Raw genomic sequence first — 19,269 nt, 5'->3', positions numbered from 1 at the left:
CCAATCAGTTGCGGAACGGGAATTTGAAGGCGCGCAGCAGGGCACGACCTTCATCATCCGAACGCGCGGTAGTGGTCAGAGTGATATCCATACCGCGGAGGGCATCGATCTTGTCGTAATCGATTTCCGGGAAGATGATCTGCTCTTTGACGCCCATGCTGTAGTTGCCACGGCCGTCGAAGGACTTGGCATTCAGACCGCGGAAGTCACGCACGCGCGGCAGAGAGATCGACAGCAGACGGTCCAGGAACTCGTACATGCGATCGCCACGCAGGGTGACTTTCACACCGATCGGCCAGCCTTCACGAATCTTGAAGCCAGCGATGGACTTACGAGCGTAAGTCACGACCGGCTTCTGACCCGCGATCTTTTCCAGATCGGCTACGGCGCTCTCGATGACTTTCTTGTCGCCGACAGCTTCGCCAAGACCCATGTTCAGGGTGATTTTGGTAACGCGCGGAACTTCCATCACGTTCGCCAGCTGAAGCTCTTGCTTCAGCTTGGGAGCGATTTCCTTCCGATAAATTTCTTTCAATCGTGCCATGGTGATCTACCTAGCTCCCTCAAGCCTGAACCGGTTTCTGGGTCGACTTGAAGACACGAATCTTCTTACCGTCTTCGACTTTGAAACCAACGCGGTCAGCCTTGTTGGTTTCAGCGTTGAAGATGGCGACGTTGGAGACGTGCAGAGGCGCCTCCTTCTCGACGATCCCGCCTTGCTGGTTGAGCATGGGGTTGGGCTTGGTGTGGCGCTTGACCAGGTTCACACCGCCAACGACCAGACGGTCGTCAGCCAGAACCTTGAGCACCTTGCCACGCTTGCCCTTGTCCTTGCCGGCAATGACGATGACTTCGTCGTCACGACGAATTTTTTGCATGACGGCTACTCCTTACAGCACTTCAGGGGCAAGCGAGACGATCTTCATGAACTTCTCGGTACGAAGTTCACGAGTCACCGGCCCGAAGATACGGGTGCCGATCGGCTCCTGCTTGTTATTCAGCAGGACGGCGGCGTTGCCGTCGAAGCGAATGATGGAACCGTCGGTACGACGTACGCCGTGCTTGGTGCGAACGACCACGGCAGTCATTACCTGGCCCTTCTTCACCTTGCCACGCGGAATCGCTTCCTTGACGGTGACCTTGATGATGTCGCCAATGCCGGCGTAACGGCGGTGCGAACCGCCGAGTACCTTGATGCACATTACGCGACGCGCGCCGCTGTTATCAGCGACTTCGAGCATGGATTGAGTCTGAATCATCTTCTATCTCCGACCCTTAGACTTCAACCGCGCGCTCGACGACATCAACCAGGGTCCAGGCCTTGGTCTTGGCCAGCGGACGAGTTTCGCGAATGGTGACCAGGTCACCAATGCGGCACTGATTGGTTTCGTCGTGGGCGTGCAGTTTGGTCGAACGCTTCACGTATTTGCCGTAGATCGGGTGCTTGACGCGACGCTCGATCAGAACGGTAACGGTCTTGTCCATCTTGTCGCTGACGACGCGGCCAGTCAGCGTACGGACGGTTTTCTGAGCTTCAGCCATGATTACTTACCTGCTTGCTGGTTGAGCACAGTTTTCACGCGAGCGATATCGCGCTTAACCTGCGAGAGCAGGTGAGACTGCCCCAACTGGCCAGTTGCTTTCTGCATGCGCAGATTGAACTGGTCGCGCAGCAGGCCGAGCAGTTGCTCGTTCAGCTGCTCAACGGATTTTTCACGAAGTTCATTCGCTTTCATCACATCACCGTCCGCTTAACAAAGGAGGTGGCGAGCGGCAGCTTTGCAGCAGCCAGGGCGAATGCCTCACGCGCCAGCTCTTCGGATACACCCTCGATCTCGTACAGGACCTTGCCCGGTTGAATCTGGGCTACCCAGTACTCGACGCCACCCTTACCTTTACCCATACGTACTTCCAGGGGCTTCTTGGTAACAGGCTTGTCGGGGAATACGCGGATCCAGATCTTGCCGCCACGTTTTACGTGACGGGTCAGCGCACGACGTGCGGACTCGATCTGACGCGCGGTGAGACGGCCACGGCTGGTTGCCTTGAGGGCGAACTCGCCGAAGCTGACTTTAGAACCGCGATGAGCCAGGCCACGGTTGTGACCGGTCATTTGCTTGCGGAACTTCGTACGCTTGGGTTGCAGCATTTGCGTACTCCTTACTTAGCAGCTTTTTTACGAGGAGCGGGCGCTTGGGGCTTCAGCTCTTCCTGGCGGCCACCAATGACCTCGCCTTTGAAGATCCAAACCTTCACACCGATCACACCGTAGGTGGTGTGCGCTTCGTAGGTTGCGTAGTCGATGTCGGCACGCAGGGTGTGCAGGGGCACACGACCTTCGCGATACCACTCGGTACGAGCGATTTCAGCGCCGCCCAGACGACCGCTTACCTGGATCTTGATGCCTTTGGCACCAATGCGCATGGCGTTCTGTACGGCGCGCTTCATGGCGCGACGGAACATAACGCGACGCTCCAGCTGCTGAGCTACGCTTTGCGCAACCAGCATACCGTCGAGTTCCGGCTTGCGGATCTCTTCGATGTTGATGTGCACCGGCACACCCATTTGCTTGGTCAGGTCCTGACGCAGCTTCTCAACATCTTCACCTTTCTTGCCGATCACGATGCCGGGACGAGCGGTGTGGATGGTGATGCGTGCGGTTTGAGCCGGACGATGGATATCGATACGGCTTACGGACGCGCTTTTTAGTTTGTCTTGGAGATACTCACGTACCTTCAGGTCGGCGAACAGATAATCGGCGTAAGTGCGCTTATCTGCGTACCAAACGGAGGTGTGCTCCTTGACGATACCCAGGCGGATGCCATTGGGATGTACTTTCTGACCCATCTGATCGACTCCGTTACTTGTCCGCAACCTTGACAGTGATATGGCAAGACCGCTTGACGATGCGATCAGCACGGCCTTTGGCACGCGGCATGATGCGCTTGAGCGAACGACCTTCGTTGACGAAGACGGTGGAGACTTTGAGATCGTCCACATCGGCGCCTTCGTTGTGCTCGGCGTTGGCAACGGCCGACTCCAGCACTTTCTTCATGATCTCGGCGGCTTTCTTGTTGCTGAAAGCCAGGAGGTTGAGCGCATCGCCCACCTTCTTCCCGCGGATCTGGTCGGCGACCAAGCGGGCTTTCTGGGCGGAGATACGAGCGCCCGAGAGCTTAGCGGCTACTTCCATCTTCCTTACCCCTTAACGCTTGGCTTTCTTGTCCGCAGCGTGCCCACGATAAGTGCGGGTAGCAGCGAACTCGCCGAGTTTGTGACCGACCATGTCTTCGTTGACCAGGACCGGCACGTGTTGACGGCCGTTGTGGACAGCGATGGTCAGACCAACCATGTGCGGCAGAATCATCGAACGGCGCGACCAGGTCTTGATCGGCTTGCGGTCGTTCTTTTCCACCGCCACTTCGATCTTCTTCAGCAGGTGAAGATCGATAAAAGGACCTTTTTTCAGAGAACGTGGCACTGTCGTATCCCTCTATTTACTTGCGGCGACGGACGATCATGTTGTCGGTACGCTTGTTCGCGCGAGTCTTCTTACCCTTGGTCTGAAGACCCCACGGCGATACCGGATGACGACCAGCAGAGGTACGACCTTCACCACCACCATGCGGGTGGTCGACCGGGTTCATGGCAACACCACGAACGGTCGGGCGAACGCCACGCCAGCGTTTGGCACCGGCTTTACCCAGCGAACGCAGGCTGTGCTCGGAGTTCGAGACTTCGCCCAGGGTCGCACGGCAGTCAGCCAGGACTTTGCGCATTTCACCGGAACGCAGACGCACGGTTACGTAGGCACCTTCACGGGCAACCAGCTGAGCCGAAGCGCCAGCGGAGCGAGCGATCTGAGCGCCTTTGCCAGGCTTCAGTTCGATACCGTGGATGGTGCTACCCACCGGGATGTTGCGCAGCGGCATGTTGTTGCCGGCCTTGATCGGAGCGCCGATACCGGAGATCAGTTGATCGCCAGCCACCACGCCTTTGGGGGCGATGATGTAACGACGCTCGCCGTCCGCGTATTTCAGCAGAGCGATGTGAGCAGTACGGTTCGGATCGTATTCGACGCGTTCAACGATGGCAGGAATGCCATCCTTGTTGCGACGGAAGTCGACCAGACGATAGTGCTGCTTGTGGCCACCACCGATATGACGGGTGGTGATACGACCGTTGTTGTTACGGCCGCCCGACTTGGACTTCTTCTCGAGCAGGGGAGCGAACGGAGCACCTTTGTGCAGGTCCTGGTTCACTACCTTGACGACGAAACGACGACCAGCGGAAGTCGGTTTGCATTTAACGATTGCCATGATGCACCCCTTTACTCAGCGCCAGCTGCGAAATCGAGATCCTGGCCCGGCTGGAGAGCGATGTACGCTTTTTTCCAGTCGTTACGCTTGCCCAGGCCGCGAACGGTACGCTTGGTCTTGCCCTGAACGTTCAGGGTGGTGACGCGACGTACTTTCACGCCGAACAGGCTTTCTACGGCCTTCTTGATTTCCAGCTTGGTTGCATCAGTGGCAACCTTGAAAACGAATTGGCTGTTGCCGTCCGCCAGGCCGGTGGCCTTCTCGGAGATATGCGGGCCCAGCAGCACTTTGAATACGCGTTCCTGGTTCATGCCAGCAGCTCCTCGAACTTCTTCACGGCAGACACGGTGACCAGCACCTTGTCGTAGGCGATGAGGCTGACCGGATCGGAAGCCTGAACGTCACGTACATCGACGTGGGCCAGGTTGCGAGCTGCCAGGTACAGGTTCTCATCGACGCCTTCGGTGACGATCAGTACATCTTTCAGGCCCAGGCCTTCCAGCTTGCTGACCAGACCTTTGGTCTTCGGTGCGTCGACAGCGAAGTCGGCAACGACAACCAGACGATCCAGACGAACCAGCTCAGAGAGGATGGAGCGCAGAGCAGCGCGGTACATCTTCTTGTTGAGCTTCTGGGAGTGATCCTGGGGCTTGGCTGCGAAAGTCGCGCCGCCGCCACGCCAGATGGGGCTACGGATGGTGCCAGCACGAGCACGACCAGTGCCCTTCTGACGCCACGGCTTCTTGCCGCCACCGGAGACTTCGGAACGAGTCTTCTGAGCCTTGGTGCCCTGACGACCGCCAGCCATGTAGGCGACGACTGCCTGGTGAACCAGGGTCTCGTTGAATTCGCTACCAAAAGTACGCTCGGAAACCTCGATCGCCTGAGCGCCATTTACATTCAGTTGCATCTCAGCTTCCTCTCTTAACCGCGAGCCTTGGCTGCCGGACGCACCAGCACATCACCACCGGTAGCGCCGGGAACGGCACCTTTGACCAGCAGCAGATTGCGCTCTGCATCGACACGCACGACCTCAAGGGATTGAACGGTTACACGCTCAGCACCCATGTGGCCCGACATTTTTTTGCCCTTGAACACTCGACCAGGAGTCTGGCACTGGCCGATGGAACCCGGGACGCGGTGGGAAACGGAGTTACCGTGGGTGTTATCTTGACCACGGAAGTTCCAGCGCTTGATGGTACCGGCAAAGCCTTTACCCTTGGACTCGCCGGTAACGTCTACCAGCTGGCCTGCCTGGAACAGATCGACAGAGATGGAATCTCCTGCCTTGAACTCCTCTTCGCCCAGACGGAATTCCCACACGCCGCGACCGGCGGCGACATTCGCCTTGGCAAAGTGACCGGCTTGCGCCTTGGTCACGCGAGAAGCACGGCGCTCGCCAGCAGTGACCTGCACAGCGCGATAGCCATCGCTTTCTTCGTTTTTGAACTGGGTGACGCGATTCGGCTCGACCTCAATGACCGTGACCGGAATGGAGACACCATCTTCGGTGAAGATGCGGGTCATGCCGCACTTACGACCGACAACACCAATTGTCATCTTTAGAACCTCTTTAGTGTACGGGGCTTTCACCCGCTATGGCCGCCCATTTCAGAGCGTTACACGACCAATGCCGAAGGCATTAGCCGAGGCTGATCTGTACTTCGACGCCAGCAGCAAGGTCGAGCTTCATCAGCGCGTCGACGGTTTTGTCGGTCGGCTGAACGATGTCGAGAACACGCTTGTGGGTACGAATTTCGTACTGGTCACGAGCGTCCTTGTTGACGTGCGGGGAAATCAGCACGGTGTAACGTTCCTTGCGGGTCGGCAGAGGAATCGGACCACGCACCTGAGCGCCAGTACGTTTCGCGGTTTCCACGATTTCCTGGGTAGATTGGTCGATCAGGCGATGATCAAAAGCCTTCAACCGAATACGGATTTGTTGATTTTGCATTTGACCTCAGACTCCAAGTTGCCATTCCCAACGGACGGACTCCGCCCGTTAAAAGGAGGCGCAATTGTACGGATGCGCCTGGGGGGTGTCAATATTTAACCAACTCAACGAAAAAGGGACCCCGAAGGGTCCCTTTTTCTGCAGCGGATCAGCGATTACTCGATGATCTTGGCAACCACGCCGGCGCCAACGGTACGGCCGCCTTCGCGAATCGCGAAGCGCAGGCCATCTTCCATGGCGATCGGAGCGATCAGGGTGACAACCATTTTCACGTTGTCGCCCGGCATTACCATCTCAACACCTTCCGGCAGTTCGCAGTTGCCGGTTACGTCGGTGGTACGGAAGTAGAACTGCGGACGGTAGCCCTTGAAGAACGGGGTGTGACGACCACCTTCTTCCTTGGACAGCACGTACACTTCGCATTCGAACTTGGTGTGCGGCTTGATGGTGCCCGGCTTGGCCAGAACCTGACCACGCTCTACGTCTTCACGCTTGGTGCCGCGCAGCAGGACGCCGACGTTCTCACCAGCACGACCTTCGTCGAGCAGCTTGCGGAACATTTCAACGCCGGTGCAGGTGGTCTTGGTGGTCGCCTTGATGCCGACGATTTCCACTTCTTCCTGGACCTTGACGATGCCACGCTCAACACGGCCAGTTACCACGGTGCCACGACCGGAGATCGAGAACACGTCTTCGATCGGCATCAGGAACGGCTGGTCGATTGCACGAACCGGCTCAGGGATGTAGGAGTCCAGGGTTTCTACCAGCTTGCGCACGGCGGAAACGCCCATCTCGTTGTCGTCCTGGCCGTTCAGAGCCATCAGAGCGGAACCGATCACGATCGGAGTGTCGTCGCCCGGGAAGTCGTAGGTGTTCAGCAGATCGCGAACTTCCATTTCGACCAGTTCCAGCAGCTCGGCGTCGTCAACCATGTCGGCCTTGTTCAGGAACACGACGATGTAAGGAACGCCTACCTGACGGGACAGCAGGATGTGCTCGCGGGTCTGCGGCATGGGGCCGTCAGCAGCCGAGCAAACCAGGATCGCGCCGTCCATCTGGGCAGCACCGGTGATCATGTTCTTCACGTAGTCGGCGTGGCCCGGGCAGTCTACGTGAGCGTAGTGGCGTACCGGCGAGTCGTATTCAACGTGAGAGGTGTTGATGGTGATACCACGAGCCTTCTCTTCCGGCGCGTTGTCGATCTGGTCGAAAGCGCGAGCGGAACCGCCCCAGGTCTCGGAGCAGACCTTGGTCAGAGCAGCGGTCAGAGTGGTTTTGCCGTGGTCAACGTGACCGATGGTGCCGACGTTGACGTGCGGTTTGTTACGTTCAAATTTTTCTTTAGCCACGAGAGTAACCTCTTACTAAAAGAGCTGAATCAAGCTTGTTTTTTGGCCAGAGCTTCGACGACGTTCGCCGGAGCTTCAGCATACTTGGAGAATTCCATGGAGTAGCTAGCGCGACCCTGGGACATGGAACGCACGTCGGTTGCATAACCGAACATCTCGCCCAGCGGAACCTCGGCACGGATCACCTTACCGGAAACCGAGTCTTCCATCCCCTGAATCAGACCACGACGACGGTTCAGGTCACCCATCACGTCACCCATGTAGTCCTCAGGAGTCACCACTTCCACCTTCATGATCGGCTCCAGAACCTTGCCGCCGCCCTTCTGGGCCAGCTGCTTGGTCGCCATGGAAGCAGCGATCTTGAACGCCATCTCGTTGGAGTCGACGTCGTGGTAGGAACCATCGAAGACGGTCGCCTTCAGGCCGATCAGCGGATAGCCGGCGACAACGCCGTTCTTCATCTGCTCTTCGATGCCTTTCTGGATGGCCGGGATGTATTCCTTCGGAACCACACCGCCCACGACTTCGTTGGTGAAGACCAGGCCTTCAGTGATGTTGCCCTTCTCGTCCACATCGGGAGCGGAGAAGCGGATCCAGCAGTGACCGAACTGGCCACGGCCGCCGGACTGGCGAACGAACTTGCCTTCGATCTCGATGTTGTCCTTCGAGATGGTTTCGCGGTAGGAAACCTGCGGCTTGCCGATGTTCGCTTCCACGCCGAATTCACGCTTCATGCGGTCGACGAGGATGTCCAGGTGCAACTCACCCATACCGGAGATGATGGTCTGGCCGGTTTCTTCGTCGGTCTTGACGCGGAACGACGGGTCTTCCTGAGCCAGCTTGCCGAGGGCGATGCCCATCTTCTCCTGGTCAGCCTTGGTCTTCGGCTCAACAGCTACCGAGATCACAGGCTCCGGGAAGTCCATACGCTCAAGGATGATCGGCTTCTCGATGTCGCACAGGGTGTCACCGGTGGTGACGTCCTTCATGCCGATCAGAGCAGCGATGTCGCCAGCGCGTACTTCTTTGATCTCGTCACGCTGGTTGGCGTGCATCTGCACCATACGACCAACGCGCTCTTTCTTGCCTTTCACGGAGTTGATAACCGAGTTACCGGACTCCAGAACGCCCGAGTAGACGCGAACGAAGGTCAGAGTACCTACGAACGGGTCGGTGGCGATCTTGAATGCCAGAGCCGAGAACGGAGCATTGTCGTCAGCCGGGCGCTCGTCTTTCGGAGCGTCGTCGCCGTCGTCAATGTGATCCGGGTGAATACCCTGGATCGCCGGAATCTCGGTCGGAGCAGGCAGGAAGTCGATGACGGCATCGAGAACCAGGGGCACGCCCTTGTTCTTGAACGAGGAGCCGCAGACAGCCGGTACGATTTCGCAAGCGATGGTACGCAGACGCAGGCCAGCCTTGATCTCTTCGATCGACAGCTCACCCTCTTCCAGGTACTTGTTCATCAGCTCTTCGTTGGCTTCGGCAGCAGCCTCGACCATGTTGTTGCGCCACTCGGTGGCCAGCTCGACCATATCGGCGGGAATTTCTTCCTCGCGATAGGAAGTGCCTTTGTCGTCTTCGTTCCAGTAGATGGCCTTCATCTTCAGCAGGTCAACCTGACCCTGGAAGTCATCTTCTGCACCGATGGCCAGCTGAACCGGAACCGGGGTGTGACCCAGGCGGTTCTTGATCTGACCGACGACGCGCAGGAAGTTGGCGCCGGCGCGGTCCATCTTGTTCACGTAAACGATACGCGGAACGCCGTACTTGTTGGCTTGACGCCATACGGTTTCGGACTGCGGCTCAACGCCGGAGGTGCCGCAGAACACAACGACGGCGCCGTCCAGTACGCGCAGGGAGCGCTCAACTTCAATGGTGAAGTCTACGTGGCCGGGGGTGTCGATGACGTTTACGCGGTACTTGTCGTACTGGCCGCGCGAACCTTCCCAGAAGGTCGTGATCGCAGCGGAGGTGATGGTGATACCACGCTCCTGCTCCTGCACCATCCAGTCGGTGGTAGCAGCGCCGTCGTGCACCTCACCCATCTTGTGGCTGAGACCTGTGTAGAACAGGATCCGCTCGGTAGTGGTGGTCTTGCCCGCGTCAACGTGGGCACAGATACCAATGTTCCGGTAGCGGTTGATTGCTGTGTTACGAGCCATAAAGCCCTCGCAGAAGTGTTGATGCCGTAATTAGAAGCGGTAGTGCGAGAACGCTTTGTTGGCCTCGGCCATACGGTGCACGTCTTCACGCTTCTTGACGGCAGCGCCTTTGCCTTCAGCGGCATCCAGCAGCTCGCCAGCCAGGCGCAGAGCCATGGACTTCTCGCCACGCTTGCGGGCGAAGTCCACCAGCCAACGCATAGCCAGTGCATTACGACGGGACGGACGTACTTCAACCGGAACCTGGTAGGTAGCACCGCCGACACGGCGGGACTTCACTTCGACCAGCGGAGCGATGGCGTCGAGTGCTTTTTCGAAGATTTCCAGGGGGTCGCCTTTACCGCGCTCTTTGACCTTGTCCAGAGCACCGTAAACGATACGCTCGGCAACGGCTTTCTTGCCGCTTTCCATCACGTGGTTCATGAACTTGGCCAGAATCTGGCTTCCGTATTTCGGATCGGCCAGGATCTCACGTTTGGCCGCTACACGACGTCTTGGCATTGATAAGCCCTCAAACGGTCTTCAGGTAATCCGGGACTCGATGCCCGACCTTACTCTTATCGACTCAGCAAATAGGAAAACAAAATTACTTCGGACGCTTCGCGCCGTACTTCGAGCGACCCTGCTTACGGTCTTTGACACCGGAGGTGTCCAGCGAACCGCGCACGGTGTGGTAGCGAACACCCGGAAGGTCTTTTACACGACCGCCACGGATCAGCACTACGCTGTGCTCTTGCAGGTTGTGACCTTCACCGCCGATGTACGAGGAAACCTCGAAACCGTTGGTCAGACGAACACGGCACACTTTACGCAGTGCGGAGTTCGGCTTCTTCGGGGTGGTGGTGTAGACGCGGGTGCATACGCCGCGACGCTGAGGGCAGTTCTGCAGGGCAGGAACGCCGCTCTTGTCTACCAGGCGCTTGCGCGGCTTGCGCACCAGCTGGTTGATAGTTGCCATCTATAGCTCCACTGATTGTCTTACGACACTTAAAAACGAAAATGGGCAGAGCAAGCGCCCTGCCAATTTTCGGGGTACAAGATACTAAAGAGCTTACGGATTCCAGTCAAGACAAAGCCCCGGTTGTCAAGACAACCGGGGCTTTGTTTGAGGCTTAGTTACCGCTCAGATTGAGCGCTTCGGCCAATGCTGCTTCAGCCTCGCTCGCGCTCACGCGCTGCGGTTTGCCGAGTTCGCGCTGACGCTTGCGCTCGCTGTGGTAAGCCAGACCGGTACCTGCCGGGATCAGTCGACCCACGACCACGTTTTCCTTCAGGCCGCGCAGGAAGTCGCGCTTGCCGGTGACCGCCGCCTCGGTGAGGACGCGGGTGGTCTCCTGGAAGGATGCCGCCGAGATGAACGACTCGGTGGACAGCGAGGCCTTGGTGATACCCAACAGAACGCGCTCGTACTTGGCCGGGAACTTGTCCTGGGTACCCAGTACTTCGTTCTCTTCCAGCACGTGGACCAGTTCGACCTGGTCGCCCTTGATGAAGGACGAATCGCCCGACTCGGCCACTTCGACCTTGCGCAGCATCTGGCGCAGGATGGTCTCGATGTGCTTGTCGTTGATCTTCACGCCCTGCAGACGGTAAACGTCCTGGATCTCGTTGACGATGTACTTGGCCAGCGAGCTCACACCCAGCAGACGGAGGATGTCGTGCGGGTTGCTCGGGCCGTCGGAGATCACTTCACCACGGCTGACTTGCTCACCTTCGAACACGTTCAGGTGACGCCACTTCGGAATCAGCTCCTCGTACGGATCGCTACCGTCGGTGGGAGTGATGACCAGACGGCGCTTGCCCTTGGTTTCCTTGCCGAAGGAGATGGTGCCGCTGATTTCCGCCAGGATCGAAGGCTCTTTCGGACGACGAGCTTCGAACAGGTCGGCAACGCGCGGCAGACCACCGGTGATGTCGCGGGTCTTCGAGGTTTCCTGCGGGATACGCGCGATAACGTCACCGATACGCACTTTCGCGCCATCGTTGAGGTTGACCAGGGCGTTCGCCGGCAGGAAGTACTGAGCCGGTACGTCGGTACCCGGCAGCAGCAGATCCTTGCCTGCGGCGTCGATCAGCTTCACGGCCGGACGGATGTCCTTGCCGGCAGCCGGACGATCCTTCGGATCCATCACTTCGATGTTGGTCAGACCGGTCAGTTCGTCGGTCTGGCGCTTGATGGTGATGCCCTCTTCCATGCCCACGAAGGCCACGGTGCCGTCCATCTCGGTGACGATCGGGTGGGTGTGCGGGTCCCACTTGGCGACGATGGCGCCCGGGTCGACCTTGTCACCTTCCTTCACGGAAATTACCGCACCGTACGGCAGCTTGTAGCGCTCGCGCTCACGACCGAAGTCGTCGGCTACCGCCAGTTCACCGGAACGGGAAACCGCTACCAGGGCGCCGTCGGCACGCTCTACGTGCTTCAGGTTGTGCAGGCGAATGGTGCCGCCGTTCTTGACCTGAACGTTGTCCACGGCAGAAGTACGGCTGGCCGCACCACCGATGTGGAAGGTACGCATGGTCAGCTGGGTACCCGGCTCACCGATCGACTGGGCAGCGATAACGCCGACAGCCTCGCCGATGTTCACGCGGTGACCACGGGCCAGATCGCGGCCGTAGCACATGGCGCAAATGCCGTGACGGGTTTCGCAGGTGATCGGCGAACGCACAACGACTTCGTCGACGCTCATCTGCTCGAGGAAATCAACCCACTTCTCGTCGATCAGGGTGCCAGCTTCAACGATGACGTCGTCGCTGCCCGGCTTGAACACGTCGCGCGCAATCACACGACCGAGTACACGCTCACCCAGCGGTTCAACCACGTCGCCGCCTTCGATGTGCGGGGACATGACCAGGCCATGCTCGGTGCCGCAATCGATCTCGGTCACCACCAGATCCTGGGCCACGTCGACGAGACGACGGGTCAGGTAACCGGAGTTCGCGGTCTTCAGTGCGGTATCCGCCAGACCTTTACGAGCACCGTGAGTGGAGATGAAGTACTGGAGTACGTTCAGGCCTTCACGGAAGTTCGCGGTGATCGGGGTCTCGATGATGGAGCCGTCCGGCTTGGCCATCAGGCCACGCATACCGGCCAGCTGACGGATCTGGGCCGCAGAACCCCGCGCACCGGAGTCCGCCATCATGTACATGGAGTTGAAGGACTCCTGGTCGACCTGCTTGCCCTCGCGATCGGTCACCTTCTCTTTCGAGAGGTTGGCCATCATCGCCTTGGACACTTCGTCGTTGGCCTTGGACCAGAGGTCGATCACCTTGTTGTACTTCTCGCCCTGGGTTACCAGGCCGGAGGCGTACTGGCTCTCGATCTCCTTCACTTCCTCGGTGGCGGCATCGATGATGCGGGCCTTCTCGTCCGGGATGACGAAGTCGTTCACGCCGATCGACACACCGGAGATGGTCGAGTAGGCGAAGCCGGTGTACATCAGCTGGTCAGCGAAGATGACGGTGTCCTTCAGACCGACCACGCGGTAGCAGTGGTTGATCAGCTTGGAGATCGCCTTCTTCTTCATCGACTGGTTGACCACGTCGAAGGGCAGGCCGGCCGGGACAACCTGGAACAGCAGCGCACGGCCGACGGTGGAGTCGACGATACGGGTGTTCGCGGTCAGGGAGCCGTCTTCGTTCTTGATCTTCTCGTTGATGCGCACTTTTACGCGGGCGTGCAGGGACACCTGGCCGCTGCGGTACGCGCGGTCAACTTCCTGCAGGTCTGCGAAAGCCATGCCCTCGCCCTTCGCGTTGATCGCTTCACGGGTCATGTAGTACAGACCCATGACCACGTCCTGCGACGGAACGATGATCGGCTCGCCGTTGGCGGGCGACAGAATGTTGTTGGTGGACATCATCAGCGCGCGCGCTTCCAGCTGAGCCTCGAGGGTCAGCGGAACGTGCACGGCCATCTGGTCACCGTCGAAGTCGGCGTTGTACGCGGCGCAGACCAGCGGGTGCAGCTGGATGGCTTTACCTTCGATCAGTACCGGCTCGAACGCCTGGATGCCCAGACGGTGCAGGGTCGGCGCACGGTTCAGCAGTACGGGGTGTTCGCGGATGACTTCGGCGAGAACGTCCCACACTTCCGGCAGCTCGCGCTCGACCATCTTCTTGGCGGCCTTGATGGTGGTGGCCATGCCACGACCTTCCAGCTTGCCGAAGATGAACGGCTTGAACAGCTCCAGGGCCATTTTCTTCGGCAGACCGCACTGGTGCAGACGCAGGGTCGGACCTACGGTAATGACCGAACGGCCGGAGTAGTCCACGCGCTTGCCGAGCAGGTTCTGACGGAAACGACCTTGCTTGCCCTTGATCATGTCGGCCAGGGACTTCAGCGGGCGCTTGTTCGAGCCGGTGATGGCACGGCCGCGACGACCGTTGTCCAACAGGGCGTCGACGGCTTCCTGCAGCATGCGCTTTTCGTTGCGCACGATGATGTCGGGAGCGGCCAGGTCGAGCAGGCGCTTCAGACGGTTGTTACGGTTGATCACGCGGCGATACAGATCGTTCAGATCCGAGGTCGCGAAGCGGCCGCCATCCAGCGGAACCAGCGGACGCAGGTCCGGCGGCAGCACCGGCAGGACGGTCAGCACCATCCACTCGGGATGGTTGCCGGAGCCCTGGAAGGCTTCCATCAGCTTCAGGCGCTTGGACAGCTTCTTGATCTTGGTTTCCGAGTTGGTCTGCGGAATCTCTTCGCGCAGGCGGCCAATCTCGTGCTCCAGGTCGATAGCATTGAGCAGCTCGCGAACGGCTTCCGCACCCATGCGGGCGTCGAAGTCGTCACCGAACTCTTCGAGGGCTTCGAAGTACTGCTCGTCGTTCAGCAGCTGGCCCTTCTCGAGGGTGGTCATGCCCGGATCGATCACCACGTAGCTCTCGAAATAGAGCACGCGCTCGATGTCACGCAGGGTCATGTCCAGCAGCAGGCCGATACGGGACGGCAGGGACTTCAGGAACCAGATGTGGGCGACCGGCGAAGCCAGCTCGATGTGGCCCATGCGCTCACGGCGCACTTTGGCCAGCGCGACTTCGACGCCGCACTTCTCGCAGATCACACCGCGATGCTTGAGGCGCTTGTACTTACCGCACAGGCACTCGTAGTCCTTCACCGGGCCAAAGATCTTGGCGCAGAACAGGCCATCGCGCTCCGGCTTGAAGGTGCGGTAGTTGATGGTCTCCGGCTTCTTGACTTCACCGAAGGACCAGGAACGGATCATCTCGGGCGAGGCCAGACCAATACGGATGGCATCGAACTCTTCGATCTGACCCTGGTTTTTCAACAGATTAAGCAAGTCTTTCAAGGCCTTTCCTCCTCACGGACCCGGTGCGACCGGCCTTGACCAGCCGCACCGTCTGATGTCACGTGTTATTCGGTTTCCAGTTCGATATCGATGCCGAGCGAGCGGATCTCTTTGATCAACACATTGAAGGACTCGGGCATGCCGGCCTCCATGCGGTGATCCCCGTCCACGATGTTCTTGTACATCTTGGTACGGCCGTTCACGTCGTCCGACTTCACGGTCAGCATTTCCTGCAGGGTGTAGGCGGCACCGTAGGCTTCCAGCGCCCAGACCTCCATCTCCCCGAAACGCTGGCCACCGAACTGCGCCTTACCACCCAGCGGCTGCTGGGTAACCAGGCTGTAGGAGCCGGTGGAACGTGCGTGCATCTTGTCATCGACCAGGTGGTTCAGCTTGAGCATGTACATGTAACCCACAGTGGTCGTACGCTCGAACTGGTTGCCGGTGCGGCCGTCATACAGACGCATCTGACCGCTCTCCGGCAGATCAGCCAGCTTCAGCATGGCCTTGATCTCGCGCTCCTTGGCACCGTCGAACACCGGGGTAGCCATGGGCACGCCGCCCTTGAGGTTGTTGGCCAGAGCGAGGATCTCGTTATCGTTCAGCTCGTCCAGGCTCTCCTGGCGGCCGCCGATCTCGTTGTAGATCTCGTTCAGGAAGACACGCAGCTCGGCGATCTTGCGCTGCTCTTCGAGCATGCGGTTGATCTTCTCGCCCAGGCCCTTGGCCGCGAGGCCCAGGTGGGTTTCGAGGATCTGACCGACGTTCATACGCGACGGTACGCCCAGCGGGTTCAGAACGATATCCACCGGAGTACCGTTGGCATCGTGCGGCATGTCTTCGACCGGCATGATCACCGAGACCACACCCTTGTTACCGTGGCGGCCCGCCATCTTGTCGCCCGGCTGGATGCGGCGCTTGATGGCGAGGTAGACCTTGACGATCTTCAGTACGCCCGGCGCCAGGTCGTCGCCCTGCTGCAGCTTGCGCTTCTTGTCTTCGAACTTGTCGTCGAGCATCTGGCGACGGTCGCTGATGTAGGCCTGGGCCTTCTCCAGCTGCTCGTTCAGAGCGTCTTCCGCCATGCGCAGCTTGAACCACTGGCCGCGCTCGAGGCCGTCCAGGTACTCGTCGGTGATCTCTGCGCCTTTCTTCAGGGCAGGACCGCCATCGGCCTTGGCACCGACCAGAGCGGAACGCAGACGCTCGAAGGTTGCACCTTCGACGATGCGGAACTCTTCGTTCAGGTCCTTGCGGATCTCGTCCAGCTGCATCTTCTCGATGGACAGGGCACGGCTGTCGCGCTCCACGCCATCACGGGTGAAGACCTGTACGTCGATGACGGTGCCCTTGGTGCCGGTCGGCACACGCAGGGAGGTGTCCTTCACGTCGGACGCCTTCTCACCGAAGATCGCGCGCAGCAGCTTCTCTTCCGGAGTCAGCTGGGTCTCGCCTTTCGGGGTGACCTTGCCGACCAGGATGTCGCCGGCCTGTACTTCGGCGCCGACGTAGACGATGCCTGCTTCGTCCAGCTTGTTCAGCGCAGCCTCACCCACGTTCGGGATGTCCGCGGTGATTTCCTCTGGGCCGAGCTTGGTGTCACGGGCAACGCAGGTCAGTTCCTGGATGTGGATCGTGGTGAAACGATCTTCCTGGACCACGCGCTCGGACAGGCAGATGGAGTCTTCGAAGTTGAAGCCGTTCCAGGGCATGAACGCAACGCGCATGTTCTGACCCAGAGCCAGTTCACCCATGTCGGTGGACGGACCGTCGGCCAGGATGTCGCTGCGCGAAACCTGATCACCCTTCTGCACCAGCGGACGCTGGTTGATGCAGGTGTTCTGGTTGGAACGGGTGTACTTGGTCAGGTTGTAGATGTCGACGCCGGCTTCGCCAGTCTCGACTTCATCATCGTTCACGCGGACCACGATACGGCTGGCGTCGACCGAGTCGATCACGCCGCCACGACGAGCCACCACGCAGACGCCGGAGTCACGGGCAACGTTGCGCTCCATGCCGGTACCGACCAGCGGCTTGTCGGCGCGCAGGGTCGGTACAGCCTGACGCTGCATGTTCGAACCCATGAGTGCACGGTTGGCGTCGTCGTGCTCGAGGAACGGAATCAGCGAGGCAGCGACGGAAACGACCTGCTTCGGCGATACGTCCATGAGGGTGACGTCTTCCGGTGCCTTCACGGTGAATTCGTTCAGGTGACGGACGGCTACCAGTTCGTCGATCAACTGACCCTTTTCGTTCAGGGTCGCCGAGGCCTGGGCGATCACATGATCGGCCTCTTCGATCGCGGACAGGAAGACGATGTCGTCGCTGACCAGACCTTCCTTCACCACGCGGTACGGGCTTTCCAGGAAGCCGTACTTGTTGGTGCGAGCGTAGGTGGCCAGGGAGTTGATCAGACCGATGTTCGGACCTTCAGGGGTTTCGATCGGGCACACGCGGCCGTAGTGGGTCGGGTGTACGTCACGAACCTCGAAGCCCGCGCGCTCACGGGTCAGACCACCCGGGCCGAGTGCGGAGACACGGCGTTTGTGAGTGATCTCGGAGAGCGGGTTGTTCTGGTCCATGAACTGCGACAGCTGGCTGGAACCGAAGAACTCCTTGATCGCGGCAGCCACCGGCTTGGCGTTGATCAGGTCCTGCGGCATCAGGCCTTCGCTTTCGGCCATCGACAGACGTTCCTTGACCGCGCGCTCGACACGCACCAGGCCAACGCGGAACTGGTTCTCGGCCATCTCGCCGACGCAACGAACGCGACGGTTACCCAGGTGGTCGATGTCGTCGACGATGCCTTTACCGTTACGGATGGCAACCAGGGTCTTGAGGACCTCGACGATGTCTTCCTTGCTGAGGACACCCGCGCCTTCGATCTCGGTACGACCGATGCGGCGGTTGAACTTCATACGGCCGACTGCCGACAGGTCGTAACGCTCGGCGCTGAAGAACAGGTTGCCGAACAGGGTTTCGGCGGCTTCCTTGGTCGGCGGCTCACCGGGACGCATCATGCGATAGATCTCGACCAGCGCTTCCAGTTGGTTGCTGGTGGAGTCGATCTTCAGCGTGTCGGAGATGAACGGACCACAGTCGATATCGTTGGTGTACAGAGTTTCCAGGCGCGCAACCTGGGCCTTGGCGATCTTCGCCAGGGCATCGACGGTCAGCTCGGTGTTGCACTCGGCGATGATCTCGCCGGTAGCCGGGTGCACGACAGCCTTGGCCACGGTACGGCCAATCAAGTAGTCGAACGGCACTTCCAGCTGGGTGATGCCAGCCTTCTCGAGCTGGTTGATGTGGCGCGCAGTGATACGACGGCCCGCCTCGACGATGACCTTGCCGCTGGCATCCTTGATGTCGAAGCTGGCGATCTCGCCACGCAGACGCGACGGCACCAATTCCAGGTTCAGGGTCTCGCCCTTGATCTGGTAGACGTTGGTGTCATAGAACGCGTTGAGGATTTCCTCGGTGCTGTAGTTCAGCGCGCGCAGCAGGACGGAAGCCGGCAGTTTGCGGCGACGGTCGATACGAACGAACACGCAGTCCTTCGGATCGAACTCGAAGTCGAGCCACGAACCGCGGTAAGGAATGATACGAGCGGAGTACAGCAGCTTGCCGGAGCTGTGGGTCTTGCCACGGTCGTGGTCGAAGAACACACCCGGGGAACGGTGCAGCTGGGAAACGATGACGCGCTCGGTACCGTTGATGATGAAGGTACCGTTCTCGGTCATCAGGGGGATTTCCCCCATGTAGACTTCTTGTTCCTTGATGTCCTTGATCGCTTTGTTCGACGATTCTTTGTCGAAAATGATCAGGCGCACTTTCACACGCAGCGGGACCGCGAAGGTCACACCGCGCAGCACGCATTCCTTGACATCGAATGCCGGCTCACCGAGGCGGTAGCCGACGTATTCCAGGGCAGCATTGCCGGAATAGCTGATAATCGGGAAGACGGACTTGAAGGCCGCATGCAGGCCGATGTCTCGAACCTGGTCCTTGCTCGCACCGGCCTGCAGGAATTCGCGATAGGAATCCAGCTGGATGGCCAGCAAATACGGCACATCCATGACGTCCGGCAACTTGCTAAAGTCCTTGCGGATACGTTTTTTCTCAGTGTATGAGTAAGCCATCAGCGTTCCCCAGCTTGGTCACCTGCTTGAT

The 19,269-nt window shown here is 59.3% G+C and carries 20 protein-coding genes; all 20 read right to left on the bottom strand.

From position 1 onward, the window contains the following. Window positions 1-4: 4 nt before the first annotated feature. The 20 genes from rplE to rpoB all read right to left on the bottom strand — a co-directional run bounded on the left by rplE (window position 5) and on the right by rpoB (window position 19,238). Window positions 5-544: a 50S ribosomal protein L5 gene (gene rplE, locus LDJ84_RS03335; RefSeq protein ID WP_017521899.1), complete on the bottom strand. Its 540-nt coding sequence runs from the start codon at window positions 542-544 to the stop codon at window positions 5-7. A gap of 19 nt (window positions 545-563) precedes the next feature. Continuing rightward, window positions 564-878, bottom strand: a complete 315-nt coding sequence (gene rplX, locus LDJ84_RS03330) for a 50S ribosomal protein L24 (RefSeq protein ID WP_024767385.1) — start codon at window positions 876-878, stop codon at window positions 564-566. A 12-nt stretch (window positions 879-890) separates the two neighbouring features. Then, window positions 891-1,259 carry a 50S ribosomal protein L14 gene (gene rplN, locus LDJ84_RS03325; RefSeq protein WP_017521901.1) on the bottom strand — a complete coding sequence of 123 codons (369 nt, stop codon included), beginning with the start codon at window positions 1,257-1,259 and terminating at the stop codon, window positions 891-893. Between the two features lie 16 nt (window positions 1,260-1,275). Further along, window positions 1,276-1,542, bottom strand: coding sequence for a 30S ribosomal protein S17 (gene rpsQ / locus LDJ84_RS03320; protein WP_024767386.1), 267 nt, complete (start codon window positions 1,540-1,542; stop codon window positions 1,276-1,278). A gap of 2 nt (window positions 1,543-1,544) precedes the next feature. Beyond that, window positions 1,545-1,736: a 50S ribosomal protein L29 gene (gene rpmC, locus LDJ84_RS03315; RefSeq protein WP_003093720.1), complete on the bottom strand. Its 192-nt coding sequence runs from the start codon at window positions 1,734-1,736 to the stop codon at window positions 1,545-1,547. Then, window positions 1,736-2,149 carry a 50S ribosomal protein L16 gene (rplP, locus tag LDJ84_RS03310; protein WP_009617163.1) on the bottom strand — a complete coding sequence of 138 codons (414 nt, stop codon included), beginning with the start codon at window positions 2,147-2,149 and terminating at the stop codon, window positions 1,736-1,738. The genes rpmC and rplP overlap by 1 nt, the downstream gene beginning before the upstream one ends. Before the next feature lie 11 nt (window positions 2,150-2,160). After that, on the bottom strand, window positions 2,161-2,847 hold the full coding sequence (gene rpsC, locus LDJ84_RS03305; protein ID WP_024767387.1) for a 30S ribosomal protein S3: 687 nt from the start codon (window positions 2,845-2,847) through the stop codon (window positions 2,161-2,163). Between the two features lie 13 nt (window positions 2,848-2,860). Continuing rightward, window positions 2,861-3,193, bottom strand: coding sequence for a 50S ribosomal protein L22 (gene rplV, locus LDJ84_RS03300; protein WP_015475325.1), 333 nt, complete (start codon window positions 3,191-3,193; stop codon window positions 2,861-2,863). Between the two features lie 12 nt (window positions 3,194-3,205). Beyond that, the gene (rpsS, locus tag LDJ84_RS03295) at window positions 3,206-3,481 is read right to left on the bottom strand and encodes a 30S ribosomal protein S19 (RefSeq protein WP_015475324.1); all 276 of its coding nucleotides are present in this window, start codon (window positions 3,479-3,481) and stop codon (window positions 3,206-3,208) included. 16 nt (window positions 3,482-3,497) lie between these two features. Beyond that, a complete protein-coding gene (rplB, locus tag LDJ84_RS03290) occupies window positions 3,498-4,319 on the bottom strand; it encodes a 50S ribosomal protein L2 (RefSeq protein ID WP_024767388.1) in 822 nt (273 codons plus the stop codon). A gap of 11 nt (window positions 4,320-4,330) precedes the next feature. Further along, complete coding sequence (gene rplW / locus LDJ84_RS03285; RefSeq protein ID WP_015475322.1) at window positions 4,331-4,630, bottom strand: 50S ribosomal protein L23; 300 nt, start codon at window positions 4,628-4,630, stop codon at window positions 4,331-4,333. Then, window positions 4,627-5,229: a 50S ribosomal protein L4 gene (rplD, locus tag LDJ84_RS03280; protein ID WP_017521904.1), complete on the bottom strand. Its 603-nt coding sequence runs from the start codon at window positions 5,227-5,229 to the stop codon at window positions 4,627-4,629. Before rplD ends, rplW begins: the two co-directional genes overlap by 4 nt. Before the next feature lie 14 nt (window positions 5,230-5,243). Beyond that, window positions 5,244-5,879 carry a 50S ribosomal protein L3 gene (gene rplC / locus LDJ84_RS03275; RefSeq protein WP_024767389.1) on the bottom strand — a complete coding sequence of 212 codons (636 nt, stop codon included), beginning with the start codon at window positions 5,877-5,879 and terminating at the stop codon, window positions 5,244-5,246. Window positions 5,880-5,961: 82 nt separating this feature from the next. Then, window positions 5,962-6,273 (bottom strand): 30S ribosomal protein S10, encoded by a 312-nt coding sequence (rpsJ, locus tag LDJ84_RS03270; RefSeq protein ID WP_003243886.1) that lies wholly within the window; start codon window positions 6,271-6,273, stop codon window positions 5,962-5,964. Window positions 6,274-6,428: 155 nt separating this feature from the next. Next, window positions 6,429-7,622 (bottom strand): elongation factor Tu, encoded by a 1,194-nt coding sequence (gene tuf, locus LDJ84_RS03265; protein ID WP_065327628.1) that lies wholly within the window; start codon window positions 7,620-7,622, stop codon window positions 6,429-6,431. 29 nt (window positions 7,623-7,651) lie between these two features. After that, on the bottom strand, window positions 7,652-9,787 hold the full coding sequence (gene fusA, locus LDJ84_RS03260) for an elongation factor G (protein WP_024767126.1): 2,136 nt from the start codon (window positions 9,785-9,787) through the stop codon (window positions 7,652-7,654). Between the two features lie 30 nt (window positions 9,788-9,817). Continuing rightward, a complete protein-coding gene (rpsG, locus tag LDJ84_RS03255) occupies window positions 9,818-10,288 on the bottom strand; it encodes a 30S ribosomal protein S7 (protein WP_024767125.1) in 471 nt (156 codons plus the stop codon). Window positions 10,289-10,373: 85 nt separating this feature from the next. Beyond that, window positions 10,374-10,745, bottom strand: coding sequence for a 30S ribosomal protein S12 (gene rpsL / locus LDJ84_RS03250; RefSeq protein WP_015475317.1), 372 nt, complete (start codon window positions 10,743-10,745; stop codon window positions 10,374-10,376). A gap of 154 nt (window positions 10,746-10,899) precedes the next feature. After that, window positions 10,900-15,099: a DNA-directed RNA polymerase subunit beta' gene (rpoC, locus tag LDJ84_RS03245; RefSeq protein ID WP_045217354.1), complete on the bottom strand. Its 4,200-nt coding sequence runs from the start codon at window positions 15,097-15,099 to the stop codon at window positions 10,900-10,902. A 65-nt stretch (window positions 15,100-15,164) separates the two neighbouring features. Further along, the gene (gene rpoB / locus LDJ84_RS03240; RefSeq protein ID WP_024767123.1) at window positions 15,165-19,238 is read right to left on the bottom strand and encodes a DNA-directed RNA polymerase subunit beta; all 4,074 of its coding nucleotides are present in this window, start codon (window positions 19,236-19,238) and stop codon (window positions 15,165-15,167) included. Between the last annotated feature and the right edge of the window lie 31 nt (window positions 19,239-19,269).

The sequence above is a fragment of the Pseudomonas sp. HS-18 genome (genome assembly GCF_020401845.1).
In the GTDB taxonomy this organism is placed as follows: Bacteria; Pseudomonadota; Gammaproteobacteria; order Pseudomonadales; family Pseudomonadaceae; genus Pseudomonas; species Pseudomonas nitroreducens.
This window is presented reverse-complemented; position numbering and strand designations above follow the sequence as displayed.